Origin of the sequence: Limosilactobacillus frumenti DSM 13145, assembly GCF_001436045.1 — a bacterium.
Lineage (GTDB): Bacteria > Bacillota > Bacilli > Lactobacillales > Lactobacillaceae > Limosilactobacillus > Limosilactobacillus frumenti.
The window spans coordinates 1-17,897 of the sequence record NZ_AZER01000003.1; the positions used below are offsets into that span (position 1 = coordinate 1).

19 protein-coding genes, 1 tRNA gene and 1 pseudogene are annotated in these 17,897 nt (G+C 42.2%); 16 read left to right on the forward strand and 5 right to left on the reverse strand.

The features are described 5' to 3' along the window. Window positions 1–68 precede the first annotated feature (68 nt). The 6 genes from scrK (at window position 69) to FD27_RS00040 (ending at window position 5,005) form a co-directional block, all read left to right on the forward strand. Entirely contained in the window at window positions 69–947 is an 879-nt protein-coding gene (scrK, locus tag FD27_RS00015) for a fructokinase ScrK (RefSeq protein ID WP_057747627.1), read from the forward strand. A 20-nt stretch (window positions 948–967) separates the two neighbouring features. Continuing rightward, complete coding sequence (locus FD27_RS00020; protein WP_057747629.1) at window positions 968–1,378, forward strand: VOC family protein; 411 nt, start codon at window positions 968–970, stop codon at window positions 1,376–1,378. 48 nt (window positions 1,379–1,426) lie between these two features. Beyond that, window positions 1,427–2,446 (forward strand): zinc-dependent alcohol dehydrogenase family protein, encoded by a 1,020-nt coding sequence (locus FD27_RS00025; RefSeq protein WP_057747631.1) that lies wholly within the window; start codon window positions 1,427–1,429, stop codon window positions 2,444–2,446. A gap of 38 nt (window positions 2,447–2,484) precedes the next feature. Next, window positions 2,485–2,751 carry a SemiSWEET family transporter gene (locus FD27_RS00030; RefSeq protein ID WP_057747633.1) on the forward strand — a complete coding sequence of 89 codons (267 nt, stop codon included), beginning with the start codon at window positions 2,485–2,487 and terminating at the stop codon, window positions 2,749–2,751. A 151-nt stretch (window positions 2,752–2,902) separates the two neighbouring features. Further along, window positions 2,903–4,090 (forward strand): MFS transporter, encoded by a 1,188-nt coding sequence (locus tag FD27_RS00035; protein WP_057747635.1) that lies wholly within the window; start codon window positions 2,903–2,905, stop codon window positions 4,088–4,090. A 42-nt stretch (window positions 4,091–4,132) separates the two neighbouring features. Then, entirely contained in the window at window positions 4,133–5,005 is an 873-nt protein-coding gene (locus FD27_RS00040; protein WP_057747637.1) for a PPK2 family polyphosphate kinase, read from the forward strand. Window positions 5,006–5,100: 95 nt separating this feature from the next. On the opposite strand, the gene FD27_RS00045 is transcribed toward FD27_RS00040, so the two are convergent. Together FD27_RS00045 and nth are read right to left on the reverse strand one after the other, a co-directional pair. Continuing rightward, entirely contained in the window at window positions 5,101–5,703 is a 603-nt protein-coding gene (locus tag FD27_RS00045; protein ID WP_057747638.1) for a GNAT family N-acetyltransferase, read from the reverse strand. 163 nt (window positions 5,704–5,866) lie between these two features. Next, window positions 5,867–6,523: an endonuclease III gene (nth, locus tag FD27_RS00050; RefSeq protein ID WP_057747640.1), complete on the reverse strand. Its 657-nt coding sequence runs from the start codon at window positions 6,521–6,523 to the stop codon at window positions 5,867–5,869. A 669-nt stretch (window positions 6,524–7,192) separates the two neighbouring features. Between nth and FD27_RS00055 the strand changes: the two genes are divergently transcribed. The 8 genes from FD27_RS00055 (at window position 7,193) to FD27_RS09035 (ending at window position 14,148) form a co-directional block, all read left to right on the forward strand. Further along, on the forward strand, window positions 7,193–8,617 hold the full coding sequence (locus FD27_RS00055; protein WP_057747641.1) for an APC family permease: 1,425 nt from the start codon (window positions 7,193–7,195) through the stop codon (window positions 8,615–8,617). A 31-nt stretch (window positions 8,618–8,648) separates the two neighbouring features. Beyond that, a complete protein-coding gene (locus FD27_RS00060; protein WP_413230752.1) occupies window positions 8,649–9,989 on the forward strand; it encodes an aspartate aminotransferase family protein in 1,341 nt (446 codons plus the stop codon). Between the two features lie 29 nt (window positions 9,990–10,018). Continuing rightward, window positions 10,019–11,365 (forward strand): aspartate aminotransferase family protein, encoded by a 1,347-nt coding sequence (locus FD27_RS00065; protein WP_057747646.1) that lies wholly within the window; start codon window positions 10,019–10,021, stop codon window positions 11,363–11,365. Between the two features lie 77 nt (window positions 11,366–11,442). Then, window positions 11,443–11,598 (forward strand): hypothetical protein, encoded by a 156-nt coding sequence (locus tag FD27_RS08655; protein WP_157055076.1) that lies wholly within the window; start codon window positions 11,443–11,445, stop codon window positions 11,596–11,598. Between the two features lie 118 nt (window positions 11,599–11,716). Beyond that, the gene (locus FD27_RS00070) at window positions 11,717–12,130 is read left to right on the forward strand and encodes a MarR family winged helix-turn-helix transcriptional regulator (RefSeq protein ID WP_057747647.1); all 414 of its coding nucleotides are present in this window, start codon (window positions 11,717–11,719) and stop codon (window positions 12,128–12,130) included. A 61-nt stretch (window positions 12,131–12,191) separates the two neighbouring features. Continuing rightward, complete coding sequence (locus FD27_RS00075; protein ID WP_083482656.1) at window positions 12,192–13,511, forward strand: MFS transporter; 1,320 nt, start codon at window positions 12,192–12,194, stop codon at window positions 13,509–13,511. Between the two features lie 38 nt (window positions 13,512–13,549). Next, window positions 13,550–13,623, forward strand: a tRNA-Thr gene (locus FD27_RS00080). Window positions 13,624–14,058: 435 nt separating this feature from the next. After that, complete coding sequence (locus FD27_RS09035) at window positions 14,059–14,148, forward strand: putative holin-like toxin (RefSeq protein WP_413230751.1); 90 nt, start codon at window positions 14,059–14,061, stop codon at window positions 14,146–14,148. Between the two features lie 489 nt (window positions 14,149–14,637). Here FD27_RS09035 and FD27_RS08820 read toward each other — a convergent pair whose 3' ends face one another. The 3 genes and pseudogenes from FD27_RS08820 to FD27_RS00090 form a co-directional block, all read right to left on the reverse strand. Beyond that, window positions 14,638–15,021: an EamA family transporter gene (locus FD27_RS08820; RefSeq protein WP_235802986.1), complete on the reverse strand. Its 384-nt coding sequence runs from the start codon at window positions 15,019–15,021 to the stop codon at window positions 14,638–14,640. Between the two features lie 26 nt (window positions 15,022–15,047). Then, a pseudogene (locus FD27_RS08880) lies at window positions 15,048–15,518 on the reverse strand (DMT family transporter). 281 nt (window positions 15,519–15,799) lie between these two features. After that, on the reverse strand, window positions 15,800–16,468 hold the full coding sequence (locus FD27_RS00090) for a TVP38/TMEM64 family protein (protein WP_057747651.1): 669 nt from the start codon (window positions 16,466–16,468) through the stop codon (window positions 15,800–15,802). Between the two features lie 125 nt (window positions 16,469–16,593). Here FD27_RS00090 and FD27_RS00095 point away from each other — a divergent pair, with 125 nt between their 5' ends. Both FD27_RS00095 and FD27_RS00100 read left to right on the forward strand, forming a co-directional pair. Beyond that, window positions 16,594–17,205, forward strand: coding sequence for a GTP pyrophosphokinase (locus tag FD27_RS00095; protein WP_057747653.1), 612 nt, complete (start codon window positions 16,594–16,596; stop codon window positions 17,203–17,205). A gap of 13 nt (window positions 17,206–17,218) precedes the next feature. Then, complete coding sequence (locus FD27_RS00100; RefSeq protein ID WP_057747655.1) at window positions 17,219–17,890, forward strand: response regulator transcription factor; 672 nt, start codon at window positions 17,219–17,221, stop codon at window positions 17,888–17,890. Window positions 17,891–17,897 lie beyond the last annotated feature (7 nt).

Consider the following 17,897-nt stretch of genomic DNA (forward strand, 5'->3'; position numbering starts at 1 on the left):
CTGGTTACGAAGAAGTTGGCGATAAGCTGCGTAAGGAAATGGAAGAAAATAAGTAAGGAGAATAGGCAATGTTATTAGGAAGTATTGAAGCTGGTGGTACAAAGTTTGTTTGTGCCGTTGGTAACATTAATTATCAAATTCAAGATTCTATTCATATTCCAACAACCACTCCTGAAGAAACTTTACAAAAGTGCATCGAATGGTTTGATCAGTATAAAGATGATTTATCAGCAATTGGGATTGCTTCATTTGGACCAATTGAAATTCGCAAGAGTTCACCAAAATATGGATATATTACCAATACGCCGAAGAAAGGCTGGTCAAACACTGACTTTGTTGGTCCTTTTAAGAGGCACTTTAATATTCCAATTGCCTGGACTACTGATGTTAATGGCTCAGCTTATGGGGAATATGTTCTGTCAACTCTATTTAACAAGCGCATCGATTCGCTGGTTTATTACACGGTCGGCACGGGAGTTGGTGCTGGATGTGTGATTCATGGTCACTTTGTTGGTGAAATGGGCCACCCCGAAATGGGTCATATTCGGGTTAAACGCCACCCTGATGATATGAACTTCAAGGGGATCTGTCCTTTCCATGGCGATTGCCTAGAAGGTTTAGTATCCGGCCCAACCTTTGAAGCCCGAGTCGGTAAAAAAGGACAGGATGTTCCTTTGACTGACCATGTTTGGGATATCATGGCTTACTATGTTGCCCAAGCAGCATTAAACGCTACCCTGATGTTCCGTCCTGGACAAATTGTCTTTGGCGGCGGGGTTGTTAGTGAAGAATTCTTGAAGAAAGTTCGTCGTGAATTCAAGAAGCTGCTAAATGACTACGTTGAAGTTGGTGATGTGGATAAATACATTACCATGCCGTTAGCCCAACATAATGGTTCCGCAACCATTGGGGACTTTGCTTTGGCATTAAAGGCCGCCACAAATTAATTAATTGGAGATGGAAGAGAATGGCATTTAATAAGAGTTTAGCTGGTTACTATGATGATTTAGCGCACGTTGGGATTCCAGCAGAAGATTTAAAGAAGACGGTTGCATTCTGGGAAGGCTTAGGCTTTAAGGAACAAGGCCGCTTTGATACTGATGACCAAGGACACCAAGTTGCCTTCATGAAGGCAGGTCACTTGATGCTTGAAATTTGGGACAGTGATGGTGCTGTTAAGAAGACTGGGGCAATCAATCACATTTCATTAAATGTTGAAGATGCCGATGGAGCATTCAAGGCTGCCAAGGAAGAGGGTTACAACGTCAAGGAAGACGAAGTCCAACACCTTGATTACTGGAAGCATGGTATCAAGTTCTTTAATATTTTGGGCCCTAACAACGAAACAATTGAATTTTGTGAAGTTGTTAAAGGCTAATGATTATTGACCTTTAGGTAGGCAGATTTGATTAGGAGGAATTTATCAATGAAAGCTTTAGTAATGACTGGAAAGAAACAGCTTGAAATCGATGACAATTATAAGAAGCCGGAACCAAAACCAAACGAGGTCTTAGTCCACACTGCTTGGGCTGGTATTTGTGGGACTGATAAGGCCCTCTACAATGGTTTGCCAGGCTCTGCTGATGCGGTTCCACCAATCGTATTAGGTCACGAAAACTCTGGGGTAATCGCAGCAGTTGGTTCCGACGTTGAAGATTTCAAGGTTGGTGACCGGGTCAGCGTTGACCCTAACATTTACTGTCACAAGTGCTATTACTGCCGGACTTCTCGTCCAGAATTATGTGAACACTTGGATGCTGTGGGTGTTACCCGTGATGGTGGCTTTGAAGATTACTTCACTGCACCCGAAGAAGTTGTTTACCATGTTCCAGATAATGTTTCCTTGGAAGCAGCTGCTGTCATTGAACCAATTTCTTGTGCAATGCACGCCGTTGATCTTTTGACAACTCACCCATACCAAAATGCTTTGATTATTGGTGATGGCTTTGAAGGTCAATTGATTTGCCAAATCTTGAAGGCTCGTGGTGTTCGTGAAGTTACCCTTGCCGGAACTTCTGATGACAAGTTGGCAAACAACCGGAAGCACTTTGGCTTCAAGACGATCAACAACCTGACTCATCCTGAAGAAGTTAAGAACGATTCTTACGACATTGTGGTTGAAGCCGTTGGTTTGCCACAAACTCAGGAGCAGGCCGTTGAAGCAGCTCGTCGTGGTGGTCAAGTCCTGATGTTCGGTGTCGGTAACCCTGACTCAACATTCAAGGTTAATACTTACAAGGTTTACCAAAAGCAATTAACCATTCAAGGAACCTTTATCAACCCTTACACTTTTGAAGATTCCATTGCCTTATTACAATCTGGCGATGTCGATCCACTGCCATTAATTTCCAACGTATTAGACTTTGCCCATGTTGAAGACTTTGTTTCTGGCAAGCTTGGTGGCATTTCAAAAGCCATTGTTAAGGTTGCTGGCGAAGAAGCTTAATTCAAAACCGTGCTGAAAAAAGAAAGGATCAAATTCAAATGAATGAGTCAAAATTCATCTCCTGGCTGGGCCGGATTGCCTCAGTTATCGCTATTTTAATGTATGTTTCATACATTGCTCAGATTATCAATAATTTGCACGGTAATTATGGTGCACCACTGCAACCATTCGTTGCCGGTGTGAACTGCTCACTGTGGAGTATCTACGCTTACTTTAAGAAGGATCGGGACTGGCCAGTCTTCTGGGCTAACTTCCCTGGAGTATTTTTCAGCTTTGCAACCTTCTTAACTTGTTTCCCATGGTAGTGATTAATTTAACCTCACTCCATAATTAAATAACTAAATTAGCAACCAATGACTGTCGAACGGTTATTGGTTGCTTTTTTCTTTGGAAAAATGATAGAGTGATTTCATTGTGACTTAAGAGAGATAAATTACTATTATGGAGGGACTGACGATGTCAAAAGAGATTAAACGAATCATCTATGTTGTGATTTTTTGCGAATTCCTGATTTGCTTAGGGATGAGTTTGATCTTCCCGGTGATGCCGTTCATTAAGAATGAATACCACTTCTCAGCTTTTGATATGGGGATGATGTCCTCACTGTTTGCCCTCGTTCAGTTTGTTGCTTCGCCAATTGTTGGCCGAATATCCGATAAAATTGGCCGGAAGCCATTATTGGTATGGGGGTTATTAATTTTTGCGCTGGCTGAATTTGTTTTTGCTGCGGCACAACACCTGTGGTTATTTGACCTGTCGCGGGCAGTTGATGGGCTTTCAGCGGCGGTGTATGTTCCAACATCGATGGCCTTAGCAGCTGACCTAACCACTAATCGTCAACGAGCTAAGGTCATTGGCTGGCTATCCGCGGCCTTTTCTGGTGGATTAATCCTTGGCCCCGGATTAGGTGGGATCCTGGCCAACTTCAGTTATAAGACACCATTTTGGGTTGCCGGAGTCCTTGGCCTAATTAGTACCATTGTGGCTTGGATAATGCTGCCGAGTGATAATGATGAACGCTTCCAGAGTCAGACTAAGGATGTTGACCAAGCAATGATGAACAGTACCTGGTCAACGGTTAAAAAGCTGTTAACGCCGATGATGGTCACCCTTTTTGCGATGATTTTGGTCTCAGCGTTTGGCCTTGCCGGGTTTGAAAGTATTTATAGTCTATATGTTAACGAGGTCCACCACTTCAGTCTTGGGGCAATTGCTCTAGTATTAACATTAAATGGGATTATCTCGCTAATCCTCCAGGTCTTCTTCTTTGAGCAGCTGGTAGCCTGGTTAGGTGAGGTTAAATTAATTGCTTCCTGCTTTTTCCTTAGTGCAGTCGGAACTGTAATTGTTATTTATGACCACTCGCATTGGCAATTGATGGTGGCCACTTTAATTGTCTTCGAAGCGTTTGATATGTTGCGTCCGGCAATCACTACTCTGTTAACTAAGATGAGTAAGAGCAATCAAGGGCTCTTAAATGGGATTAATATGTCCCTGACTAGTGTGGGTAACATTATCGGTCCGTTGATTTCGGGAGCACTGCTTGATATGAATTACCTGTATCCATATTGGATTGTTATTATATTCTTGACAGCTGCTTTCTTGATATCTTTGCGAATGCGGTCAGTCACCATTAAAAATTAATAGTATAATAAAAAGAATGCTTATATTGAGAGGGTAGTAACAATGAAAGATGATTACAAATATACTAGTAATAATTTCAAAATTGACGAAGCACCAACGTTTGTAAAAAGTAGTGCGGATGATCTTGACAACATTAAACTGCAAATTGAAGACAACCTGCGACGGATTCGACGGGCCCAAAAGAAAATGTATGCGCGGCGTAAATATGGTGTCTTGGTCGTATTCCAAGCACTTGATGCGGCCGGAAAAGATAGCATGATTGCCCATATTTTTTCTGGTGTTAATCCAGTTGGGTTTAAAGTTGCTAACTTTAAACAACCGACTAGTAATGAATTGCGGCACGACTTTTTGTGGCGGATTAATAAGCAGTTGCCATCGCGTGGTGAAATTGGGGTTTTTAACCGTTCTTACTATGAAGATGTCCTTGTATCACGCGTTCACCCGGAGATTATTTTAAATGCTAACTTGCCAGGTGTGGAAACTCTTGCTGACGTGAACAAAGGATTTTGGGACGGCCGTTACCAAGATATTTGTGATTATGAAAAATACCTCTCACGAAATGGCTTCGTGATTTTGAAGTTCTTCCTACATATGTCTAAAGGAGAACAGAAGAACCGTTTCCTCCGGCGAATTAATATTCCGAAGAAAAACTGGAAATTCTCCGCGGCTGATATTCATGAACGGCAATACTGGGACAAATATCAAACTGTATATGAAAAAGCCATTAACAAGACGGCGACTAAGCAAAATCCTTGGTACGTTATTCCGGCTGACGATAAGTGGTATTCACGGTTGATTGTTTCTGACATTTTGACGAAACGGATTGAAGAATTGCCATTGGCTTATCCTGAACTACCAGCTGACAAACGGGCTGAATTAGCACAGGCTAAACAAGAATTGGAAAATGAAAAGTAATTGCAAGCGGGGGAAACAGACCTTATTGGTTCAAAACTACTAGTAACAGATAAGAGGTTGAAAAAACAGAACGTTTTTTCAACCTCTTTTTGTTTCTATTTAATATTATATTTAACGGCAATCACACTGCGAACATCATTAAAGCTTTTGACAGGTGCTGGGTTAGCGGGATGATCACCGAGCATTTTTTCCATCCAAATCATGTCGTACCAGTGGCCAAACTTGTAACCACAATCATGGAATTTACCCACCAATCGGTAGCCGAGATGGTGGTGGAAATCGGCACTATTGGTATTTAAGTGTGGATCGTCAGGAGACTTTGGGTAGCCGATACAAGCATTGAGGTTAAGGATACCCATTACCCGACTAATGTCTTCAATTGCTTGGTATAAACGACCACCGATTCCACCATGCCGGTCAGCGGGATCCACGTAGATTGATGTTTCTGCTGCCCAATCGTAAGCATCACGACCGACAAAAGAACTCAAGTAAGCATAACCAACAATCTGCTGGCTTCGTTCTGCAACAATATATGGGTATTTCTTTTGAATATTGACCATTCGCTGTTGGAATTCCTCGACTGATGGAACGGAGCATTCAAAAGTAATGACCGTATCTTTGATGTAGGGGGTATAGATGTCTAATAATCGCGATGCATCAGATAATCTGGCAACACGGAGCGTGACTTGTTTATCCATGATTGACCTTCCTTTATTGAACCTAATGTCATGAATAATGACACAAATGATGATGTGATAACAGACTTAGTAGCTAATTAATGGAAAAGTTAACTAGGAATGCGTTCTTAGTAATTAAAATTATCCTGGCCAGTCGTTTTAAGTTAATGATCTGAAAAACTTCTTAGTAGTGATCAGGGGACTGAGTGATACTTTGTCCATATTGACAGATTTTTAACAATGGGCAAGCAGCGCACTGGGGGTGACGAGCGGTACATTGATAGCGTCCCCAAAAGATCATACTGTGATGGGCATCTAGCCAATGTTCTTTTGGGACAGCTTGCATTAAGCGTTTCTCAACCTGAAGGCGACTAGCTTTTGGAGATACCATTGCTAGACGATGGGCCACACGGTTAACGTGGGTATCAACTGGAAAGGCGGGGATGTTAAAACATTCTGCTAATACGACATCAGCTACTTTACGACCAACCCCTGAGAGACTGGTAAGCTCCTTTAGCGTATGTGGCACTTTTCCATTAAAACGAGTTACAATTTCACGAGAACAATTCACGAGGAACTTAGCTTTGTTATGGTATAACCCTAGGCGCTGGATAAAGGGCTCAACGTCACTAGGTTCAACTGCGGCTAGCGATTGGGGAGTTGGAAAACGATCAAAGAGAGCTGGTGTCACTTGGTTAACGGCGTGGTCGGTCGACTGGGCACTAAGAATAGTAGCCAGCAAGAAGTGGAAGACCGTATCGCCGTCTAGGGTCGTCGAAGCTTCTGGAAAGTGTTCCCGCATGACCTTAATTGCATCTCGTGTTTCTTGATCACTTAGCATATAAATTCCTCCAATCACCAATATAATTAGCGAATAATAATTAATGATTAGCTTAACGCAGAGCTGATATAAAGGCAATTACTAAATAAAGTCATTTAAAGTAAATTAAAACCACTTGATTTTTATCATTATAAGCGTATAACTATACATGAACAGGTAGGGCGACTTTTATCACCCTATCAATAGCCATCATGCTGAGATAAGCGTTAAATCATAGAAACAGACCAAATAAAAAACTCATACCGAGATCTTTCACTGATCGATACCCCAATGTAGTTAGTAGAAGTACCATGTCTCCTCCCCATGATTGTGGTTAAACTTCGTTGGCGATGGATCTTCTGTGGTTACATACTATCTAACGCTTACCCCCTAAATGGTGGCTATGGTCGATAGTCATCGCCACTGACACATTCCTCAGTGATTGATGTAGGTATGAGCTTACAGTTAGCTACATAACTGTGAATAGGCTTTGGATATAAATATCCAAGGTCTATTTTTGTCTGTTTAATTAAAATGTGCAACTATTAATAGCAAATTAATAATTATTTAATAGCGTAAAGCCACTTGCTAAAACGGTTTCAACAAAAATTTCGCTTGACGATTTTGAACGCCCTTGCTACAATAAATTAAAATTTTCTAATATATTTCTAACAAAAGGAGGAAGGGTTTATGAGTATTTGGAAAACAATTACCCGAAAAGAAGATCCCGCCGTTTATGCAAGTAAAGACGGCCACCTAGTACGTTCACTGAAGGTACGGGATTTCTTAGCACTTGGGGTCGGAACAATTGTCTCCACTTCAATTTTTACTCTTCCCGGCGAAGTTGCAGCAATGCATACTGGTCCGGCGGTAGCAATTTCATTTCTGTTGGCAGCGGTGGTCGCTGGGTTAGTGGCTTTTGCTTATGCAGAAATGGCAGCGGCACTTCCCTTTGCCGGTTCAGCTTATTCTTGGATTAATGTTATTTTTGGTGAATTCTTCGGTTGGGTTGCTGGTTGGGCCCTCTTAGCAGAATACTTTATTGCGCTGGCCTTTGTTGGGTCTGGACTATCTGCCAACCTTCGGGGGTTACTTGCTCCGCTGGGAATCTCGCTACCGAAGTCACTTTCTAATGCCTTTGGAACTGATGGCGGAATTGTCGATCTGATTTCTGTCGTTGTAATTGCATTAGTTGCCGTGTTGATTTCACAAGGGGCATCTCGTGCTGCCCGGGTTGAAAACGTTCTGGTTGTTCTGAAGGTCTTCGTTGTTTTGCTGTTTATCGTAGTTGGTTTGACCGCTCTGCATGCTGCAAACTACGTACCATTTGTTCCTAAATATCGTCCAACGGCGAATGGACCATTTGGTGGTTGGCAAGGAATTTATGCTGGTGTTTCGATGATTTTCCTGTCCTACATTGGCTTTGATTCAATTGCGGCTAACTCTGCCGAAGCGGTTAATCCGCAAAAGACGATGCCTCGTGGGATCCTGGGATCACTGGTCATTGCCGTTGTTCTGTTTGTTGCTGTTAGTTTGGTTCTCGTTGGGATGCTGCCATACAGCAAGTATGCTAATAGCGCGGAACCAGTTGGTTTGGCATTGCGTGCTGCTGGTCATGGCGGTGTTGCAGCTGTTGTCCAAACCGTTGCGGTTGTCGGTATGTTTACAGCTTTGATCGGAATGAGCATGGCTGGTTCACGGTTGATTTACTCATTTGGTCGTGATGGAATGTTGCCAAAATGGCTTGGTACTTTGGACAAGCACAATCGGCCAAATCGAGCATTGTGGACATTGACGATTGGTGGAATTTTGATTGGGGCCTTCTTCCCATTCGCTTTCCTGTCACAACTGATTTCAGCCGGAACATTGATTGCCTTCATGTTTGTTTCCCTTGGTGTTTACGCCCTGCGTCCACGTGAAGGAAAGGATATCGCTAAACCAGCTTTCAAGATGCCACTTTACCCAGTAATGCCAGCACTTGGCTTCCTGGCATCTCTATTGGTCTTCTTGGGGCTGGATAGTCAAGCTAAGATTTATGCGGGTGTTTGGTTCATCCTTGGTTTGGTAATTTACTTTACTTACGGTGTTCATCATTCAGCATTAAATAAGCAGTAAAAGTAAAGGAGTTGACTCGGTAATGGGTTCAATGGAAAAGAACAAGCAAATTCTTGCTAAAGAAAAAGAAGCCTTTGCAACGGCAGCACGCATTAAGTATTACGATATCGTGCTTGATCATGGTAAAGGAGCCATCTTAACGGATGTGGATGGTAATGACTATATTGACCTTTTAGCGAGTGCCAGCTCCACTAATACCGGCCATTGTCACCCGAAAGTTGTTAAGGCAATTCAAGACCAAGCAAAAAAGTTAATTCAATATACGCCAGCTTACTTTGCAAATAGCCAAGCAGCGCGTTTGGCACCTCGTTTAGCAGCGTTGGCCCCAATGTCTGGGCCCGTTGAAGTGGCCTGGGGTAATTCTGGGTCAGATGCCAATGACGGGATTATTAAATTTGCTCGTGCGTATACTGGTCGTCAATACATGGTTTCCTTTACCGGTGCCTACCATGGGTCAACCTTTGGTTCGATGACCCTATCAGGGGTGTCACTTAATATGACTCGTAAGATGGGACCATTATTACCGGGAGTTGTGAAGGTACCATTCCCTGATCCATGGGATAAGCTACCAAACGAAAGCGACGATGACTTTGCTGAACGTTACTTCAAACTTTTTAAGTTACCGTTTGAAACCTACTTACCAGCTGATGAAACAGCAGCTGTCTTAATTGAACCAATTCAAGGGGATGGCGGAATCGTTAAGACGCCACCAAAGTTCATGAAGAAGGTTTACGATTTTTGTAAACAAAATGGCATTCTATTTGCTATTGATGAAGTCAATCAAGGAATGGGTCGAACGGGTAAATGGTGGTCTGTTCAAAACTTTGATGGAATTGAACCAGACCTCATGGCTGTTGGTAAGTCCCTGGCTTCTGGTTTACCATTAAGTGCGGTTGTTGGTCGTAAGGAAGTCATGGAGTCGTTGGGTGCGCCAGCTAATGTCTACACGACTGCTGGTAATCCAGTAACGACTGCTGCAGCTAACGCGACGATTGACGTTATTAAAGAAGAACATTTGCTGGAACGCTCGCAAAAGTTGGGTGCCAAGGCGAAGAAATTCTTTGACGAAGAGAAAGAGAAGTATAACTTTATTGGTGGTGTTCGGATGTATGGCCTCGACGGTGGAATTGACATCGTTGATCCAGAAACTGGGGAAGGTGACGACGAAGCTACCACGAAGATTATGTACCGTGTCTTTGAATTAGGTGCTATCATCATCAGTTTGCGGGGACACATTCTCCGTTTCCAGCCACCATTGGTAATTACGGAAGAAGAATTAGATCGGGCATTTGCAATGATTGACCAGGCATTCAGTGAGTATGCTCAGGGAAAGTTATCTCTCCCTGGCAATGCCGGTGAACTTGGTTGGTAATTCAAGTGGGCAATCAATAGGAGGTCGGCATGGAAAAGTTTGCAAAGGATCGACAGGTTGCTTCGGCTGAACGAGAGGTCTTGTCGAAATCATCACGGATTCGTTTCTTTGACGTGGTTGTCGATCATGGCCAAGGAGCCACGATTACGGACATTGAAGGTAACCAGTATATTGATCTAGTAGCATCCGCAAGTACGGCTAATGTCGGTCATGCTAATCCGCACGTTGTTGATGCAGTTTGTAAACAAGCTGCTAAGCTGATTCAATATACTCCTGCCTACTTTGCAAACAGTCAAGCGGCACGTTTAGCCCCACGGTTAGCTAAACTTGCCCCAATGTCTGGACCAACAGAAGTGGTCTGGGGAAATTCAGGTGCAGAAGCAAATGAAGCAATGCTAAAATTTGCCCGGGGCTACACTGGTCGGCAATATGTCGTCACTTACATGGGTGACTGCCATGGGTCTTCATATGGGGCGGCTTCCTTATCGTCGATTAGTCTGAACTTAACGAAAAAGATCGGGCCAATGGTACCGGGAATTGTTAAAGTCCCTTATCCAATGCCGTGGGATCGTTTGCCAAACGAGAATGACCACGACTTCGTTGAGCAGATGTTTGCCCAATTTGAGTTACCATTTAAGACTTATTTACCAGCTGATGAAACGGCAATGGTGCTGTTGGAACCGATTCAAGGGGATGCTGGGATTGTCAAACCGCCAGTTGAATACCTTAAAAAGGTTCATCATTTTTGTCGGCAACATGGTATCTTGTTCGCAATTGATGAAATCAACCAGGGCCTTGGGCGTTCTGGTAAGTGGTGGTCAATTCAACACTTTGGCATTGAACCAGATTTGATGGCAGTTGGAAAATCATTAGCTAACGGATTATCGCTCAGTGCGGTCGTGGGTCGGCGTGAAATTATGGAATCACTGGGAGCACCGGCCCACGTCTTCACTACCGCTGGTAACCCGATAACGACAGCAGCAGCCAATGCGACGCTGGACGTAATTGAACAAGAACATTTACCGGAACGTTCAGCTAGATTAGGACAAGTTGCAGCAAAGTTTTTTGCTGAAGAGCAAAAGAAGTACGACTTCATCAAGACTTTTCGGATGTACGGTTTGAATGGGGCTGTTGAAATTGTTGACCCTGCTACCGGTAAACCGGATAATGAACGATTGATGAAGATATTGTATCGGGCTCTACAAAAGGGTGTCATTTTGATTGCACTAGGGGCCAATATGATTCGTTTCCAGCCACCATTGATTATTCCAGAAGAGCAATTACAAGAAGCTTTTGCCATTTTGGATGATGTCTTCCATGAATGTGCACAAAATAAATTAACGTTACCTGCCAATATTAGTGAACTTGGTTGGTAAGAAAAAACTAGGGAATTCATAATTTGGGTTCCCTAATTTTTATTGTTAAGGTACACTAAAATTGGGAGATGAAGAAGATGCAAAAAGCAATCGTCTGGATCCGGGCTATTTTTTGGCTAGTGGTAGTGGTCCTGACATTTTGTAACATGATGATGCTGTCAATGGATTTGATGGCGATCGGGATGTTTCTAGAAGCAGTCAATTGTTTATACACTTTTTATCACCAAAAATAATCATAATCCCCATGCTGGTGACTGTCAGCATGGGGATTTCTTGTCAAAATAATGATTGACATTGGACAACACCTCTCTATAATGATTGTTAGTCGACTAACAAAAATTGGAGGCCAGCATGAAAAACATTGGTCAATTAATTAAAAGTGCTCATAACGCCCTGAGCAACGATATTAATCATTTTGCCAGTCAGTATGGTTTGACCGGTACACAAATGTCAGTGATTGACTTCATTGCTCGCCATGATCATCAACAAGTCAGCCAACGCGCAATTGAAGATGAGTTTAATATTCGGCGGTCAACCACCACGACCATTTTACAAAGGATGAGTAAGCGTCAATTGATCACCCGGTCCAGTTCAATGACCGACCGGCGACAAAAAATTGTTCAATTGAGTCCGCAGGGGGCCAAATTGGTCCCGATTGTGCAGCAATATATTGCCAATCATGATCAACAATTGTTGGCTCACTACAGTGAAGATGAAATACAGTTATTTCGCCAAATGCTAGTGGAAATTAGTAAGGAGAATTAGTGTGGCAGGTACAGAAAAAATTTCTAAAAAAGTAATTGCAGCGGTGATTGCCACGGGCTTGATGTCCTTTTGTGGGGTTATTGTTGAAACATCAATGAACGTTACTTTTCCAATTTTGATGCGGGAATACCACGTCAACACAAACACCGTTCAGTGGATGACGTCCATCTACCTCCTAATTGTGGCAATTATTGTTCCCATGTCGGCAGTCCTGAAAAGCTCTTTTAAAACGAAGACGTTATTCACGGTTGCTAATTTACTCTTTATTGCTGGGATTATCATCGATGCGTTTGCCGTTTCATTTCCCATGTTGCTGTTCGGTCGGGCGATCCAGGGGGTAGGGACTGGGATTGCCCTCCCCTTAATGTTTAACATCATTGTTGAACAGGTTCCCCAAAGCAAATTGGGATTGATGATGGGAATTGGTAACCTGATTACTGGGATTGCCCCTGCTATTGGCCCAACGTTTGGAGGAATTATTGCTAGTCGTTTGAATTGGCGGTGGGTCTTCTACATCTTGCTACCGTTTTTGATTATTTCCTTTATCCTGGGCCAATGGGGGATCCTACAAAAGTCGACAATAAAGCGACAAAGAATTGACTTGTTGTCAATGGCCTGCATTGTTGCTTTATTTGTTGGTCTCGTTAATGGATTTAGTAACCTTAGCAGCTCAGCCTTCTGGAGTTGGCAGGTCGCTGGCTCATTAGCGCTGGGGTTAGTGGGAATGATTGCGTTAACGTGGCGGTCATTATCAATTAAACAACCTGTGTTAAAGCTTTCGTTATTTAGTAACCACGCTTTTAGTGGTCATGTACTGGGCTTCTTCTTAACCCAGATTATGTCATTAGGGTTTGCTTTTTTACTGCCTAACTATATTCAATTAGTTAACGGTAACGATTCAATGGTTGCCGGTTTACTGGTCTTGCCAGCCGGCTTTGCAGGGGCCATTTTTGCGCCACTAGGTGGTCAGATTTTGGACCACTTTGGCGCACGACGGCCGATCCTGTTAGGGATGAGTTTGTGTCTCACCTCATTAGTGATTTTTGCATTGATGGGTCGTCACATGATTAATTTCTGGATTAGTTTCATTTATGTCTTCTACATGGCTGGTATGGGGATGTGTATGGGAAGCGTTATGACCAATGCTTTGAAGATGGTTGGTCAACAGGACAGTACCCAAGGAAATGCAATTTTGAATACTCTTCAACAGTTTGCAGGAGCAATGGGAACTTCACTAACAGCAGCTATTGTGGCTGCTAGTCAAAAGCATATGGCCGGTTCGTTAGCGTTAACGACTGCCGTGGGAACTCAACATGCTTTTATCTTGTTAGTAGTCTTAGCTGTAATCACCTTTATTTCTTACTACCGGTATGTTCACTAGGCTTGCGTCGCGTCGGTCAGATTCGTTATACTAATACCGCCGTCTTAGCTCAGATAGGTAGAGCACATCCATGGTAAGGATGAGGTCGGCGGTTCGAGTCCGCTAGACGGCTCTATTAAGTTCTTTTTAATTTATTAATCCTTGATATATCAACGTTTTGCAAAGGTATATCAAGGATTATTTTTGTTTATTTAGGAATGTTATGCACACGGCTGTGCACACAGAAAAACCGTGTGCATGAGCTTGCATCGAGAAGGGGCTGTATACACTGATCTAATGGGCTTTGTGCCAATTTTTTTGTGTGCATTTTGCGGTTTGAAATGGATTTTTAGGTGGTTGAGCTAACTACGGGAAACGTGCTCAACCTATAATTTTGAAGTGGAGTATTATTATCCTAATAAAAAATAGGAGCACCACAAGATACTCCTATGAATCAATAATATTTGATGATAAAATATTTTACGCAGGCAAGTTTTAAGGACGGTGGCTGACGCTTTCTAGGGGGTGGTTCCTATGAACCCTAAACCAATGAAAGGATTGTCAGCACATGAGCGCTTACCAAGCACTTGTGTTAATATTGGCATTTGCGACGTTTATCGTTGCTTTGCTAACCTTTATTTTCACTTTCTGTGCATAATAAAAAGACCGTCCTGTTAGCTTTGGCGAGTTACAAACGATCTTTTATGGGATTCAAGTAGCAGAGCCACCGTCTTTATAACGGGCCTGCTTTTTACATACCTAATTATATCACGGATTATTGATTTAAGTATAGACTATGGTATTAACTTTGGTTAGTATCTTTCTGATTAAACACTTTTTCGTGTAGTCATTAGTTGCTTTCCAATCTGAGTACCATTAAGTGAAATTTAAACAGGAATCAAATCATAGTGACTATTAGAAATGAACAAAAAGTTTGGCCTTAACTTGTATCGATAAGTAGTTGTACGCACTGATCTAATAGGCTTTATTCCCATTCTTTATGTGCTTTTACAATTTTAAATGGATATTTATAGAGAATAATAATTGGTCAACGTAACAAAAATTATCCATAAACTATAAAGCCCTCCAAGTATACGGATGAAACAGAAAATTCATCTTATACTGAGAGGACTTTATTAATATTAAATTATGAAAAGCGGATAGAGTACCAAATACTGCCAGCAATTAATAGTGAACCAAGGATGAAGAACCAAGTGATTTGTTCACCTAGTAGTAGCCAACCGAGTAGGGTACCAACGATTGGCTGAAACAGGAAAAAGAGTCCCAAACTAGCAGCATTAAGTAATTGTACGCCGCGGTTCCACATCACAAATGCCGTCGCCGTTGAAATGGCACCAAGATAAAGAAGTGATCCCCAGACGCTAAATGTCCTGAAATTAACATTTCCTAATGTTGAATGCCAACTAGCGACCACAAAGGGTGTTAAGCAAATAATAGCAACGATTGTAGCAACGGTAGTGATTTCCAACACATCATATGTTGGGGCCACCATTTTATTAATAACTGACATTAAAGCCCATGTAAAAGCGGCGATAATTAAAATAGGATGCCCATTAAAACATGATTTCCGGTGAAGTGCACACCAACGATAATGATTACCCCAGTCGTTGCTAGAATAAGTGAAATAACTTTAGCTCGGGTAATTTTTTCGTGTAGTAATAGCCAAGCAAAAATAACCATAAATGTGGGTGTAGAAGCCGTAATGACAGATCCTGCCTAGGCAGATGACAGCCAGGTTCCAGTTTCTTGAGTGACAATAGAAATGGCATCCCCAATAATTCCAGCTAAGATCATTAGGAGCCCATTATGCCAATCCCAATGCCATTTGATGCCTTTGATTGCACAAAATAGCAATAGAAATACTACCGCCACCATATATCGACACCAGACGAGCTCAATTGGTGGAATTGTTGTCACAATGTTCTTGACGACCACAAACATCCCACCCCAAATACTGGCGGCAAGACTTAGAAAGATACTACCGATTACTTTATTTGATTTTTTCATTTTTTATTCCTCCGTTAAATTAAATTTTTAACGGATTGCTGGAACATCACATTCGCGTAATGGTGCGAAGATCATAGCACTGACCTGCCTTTCGTGAAGATAATGTAATTATTTTAAATCAATTAAAAAAAGAGAAACTAGTCAAAATTATATCTGCTCCTTACTTCCTTAGTGTTTGTGAAAGGTGTTTATTCTCATACGATGGCTTCTGGTTATCATATACATCAAATTAAAAAAGCTCTTCCGATGTTTATTCGATAACAACGGAAAAGCTTTGACACTTAATTTGGCAAATTTGCCTGTAGCTTTTTCAGTCCCCAGTAGAATAGGCAAAGAACCACAAATAAGACGACTGCAATCGAAATCTTGGTGAAGCTCATTGTGAAGAGGGCGTTACCACCTAGCGCGTAGAGGAACGCAATTGGTAATGTCCCTAAACCGACGGCCAGCAAGTATTTTTCCTTGGAGACTTGTAAGCCAGTCGCAGCACAATTTACTAGTAAGTTAGGGATGATTGGCACAATAAATCCAATGATGAGCCCCACTGTAGGAAACTGTTGGCGAGTTAGATAAGCAAAGGCTTGCTTATGACGAATTTTATTGGAGATTCCACTGCGGTTAATCATTACGGCCACAAAGCCATTGCCAATGATATTACCGCACCAGTTAATTAGAAAACCGATGAATGGACCGAAGCAAATCCCCGCAAAGATGCAAACCACTGAATTAGGTGCAAAAGGGACACTGCAGAGAGTAGCGATTGCGATAATCAATAGTAAAGTGTCGCTCCAGCCATGTTGATGAACTAATGCGATTAGTTCTTGCTGGTGAGCTGAATTTAGGTGGGTAAGGAGAGCTAGTTCTGGCCAGTATGCTTTAATGAGAATAATGCCAAGGATGATGACAATTATTAACTTGATAACTGGTGGGAGAAACTTTTTGAATTGCATGCTAGCACCTCTTTACTGATGAATTGAATTTTAAATTGGATCATATTTTATTATGTTATCAGGATTTAATTATAATTGTAGCTTATTTTCAAACTGATATAATAATTGCCAAAGGAATGATTGAAATGGATATATATGGAGAGTTTGCGCCAACTTTAACGGCCATTTTGAATGAATTGGAACAACGACTCCAGAGCCTGAATCAATTACAGGCCGACCACCACCAGCCCAAGTTATATGAACACTTAATCGGGCGGGTCAAAACTCCCGATAGTATGGCAGAAAAATGTCAACGTAAGAATTATCCGGTAACGACGGAATCGGCACTCGAGCGTTGCCATGATGCCATTGGCTTGCGACTTGTTTGTAATTTTATTGATGATATTCCACGGTGTCTGCACCAGCTGCACGAGGCTGACTGGTGCCAGATCGTTAAAGAAAAGGACTACATTAACAATGCCAAGCCTAATGGTTACCGTAGCTACCACGTGATTGCTAAGGTGACGATGCCTTACAAAGACTATGAGGGCCACAAACCAGGGCAGTTTTATGTTGAATTCCAATTGCGCACAATTGCGATGGATTCGTGGGCCAGCTTGGAACATGAAATGAAGTACAAGCATAATATCAAAAATCCAGAGCGGATCAGCAAAGAACTGAAACGGTGTGCAGACCAGTTAGCTTCTTGCGACGTGCAGATGCAAACGATCCGGCACCTGATTAATGAAGAGAATTAGGGGAGGCACTATCATGCGTATCTTACTTGCCGAAGATGAACATCAATTGTCGCACGTGGTGGTCACAGCATTGACTAGTCAGGGTTATTCTGTTGATCCAGTATATAACGGGCAAGAAGCAGTTGATCATGCTAAACAAAATGCTTATGACTTGATGATCCTTGATATCATGATGCCCGTGAAGACTGGTTTGGAAGCACTACGTGAAATTCGCGCTACCGGTGACCGGACTTACGTCATGATGTTAACGGCAATGGCCGAAATCGACGATAAAGTGACCGGCCTGGATGCTGGAGCTGATGATTATCTAACGAAGCCCTTTTCCTTAAAAGAATTATTGGCGCGCGTAAGGTCATTAGATCGGCGAAATGGTAGTCTTGATCGTGATGTGCTTACCTTTGCGGACCTAACACTGGATGATAACGAACAAACATTATCTGCTCATAATTCCATTAGTTTGACTAATAAGGAAACTCGTCTCCTCCAATATATGATCCTTAATGCCGACAAACAACTGACGGTTGCTGACCTGTTGAACCACACTTGGGATGACGATGATGAATCAGCAGATGAAGAAGATGTTTGGTTCACGATTTCCTATCTGCGGCAAAAAATCAAGTCAGTTAATTCTAAAGTTGTGATCGATGGTGAAAAAGGTGGTCCCTTCACTTTGAAGTCACATTAGGAGGGTA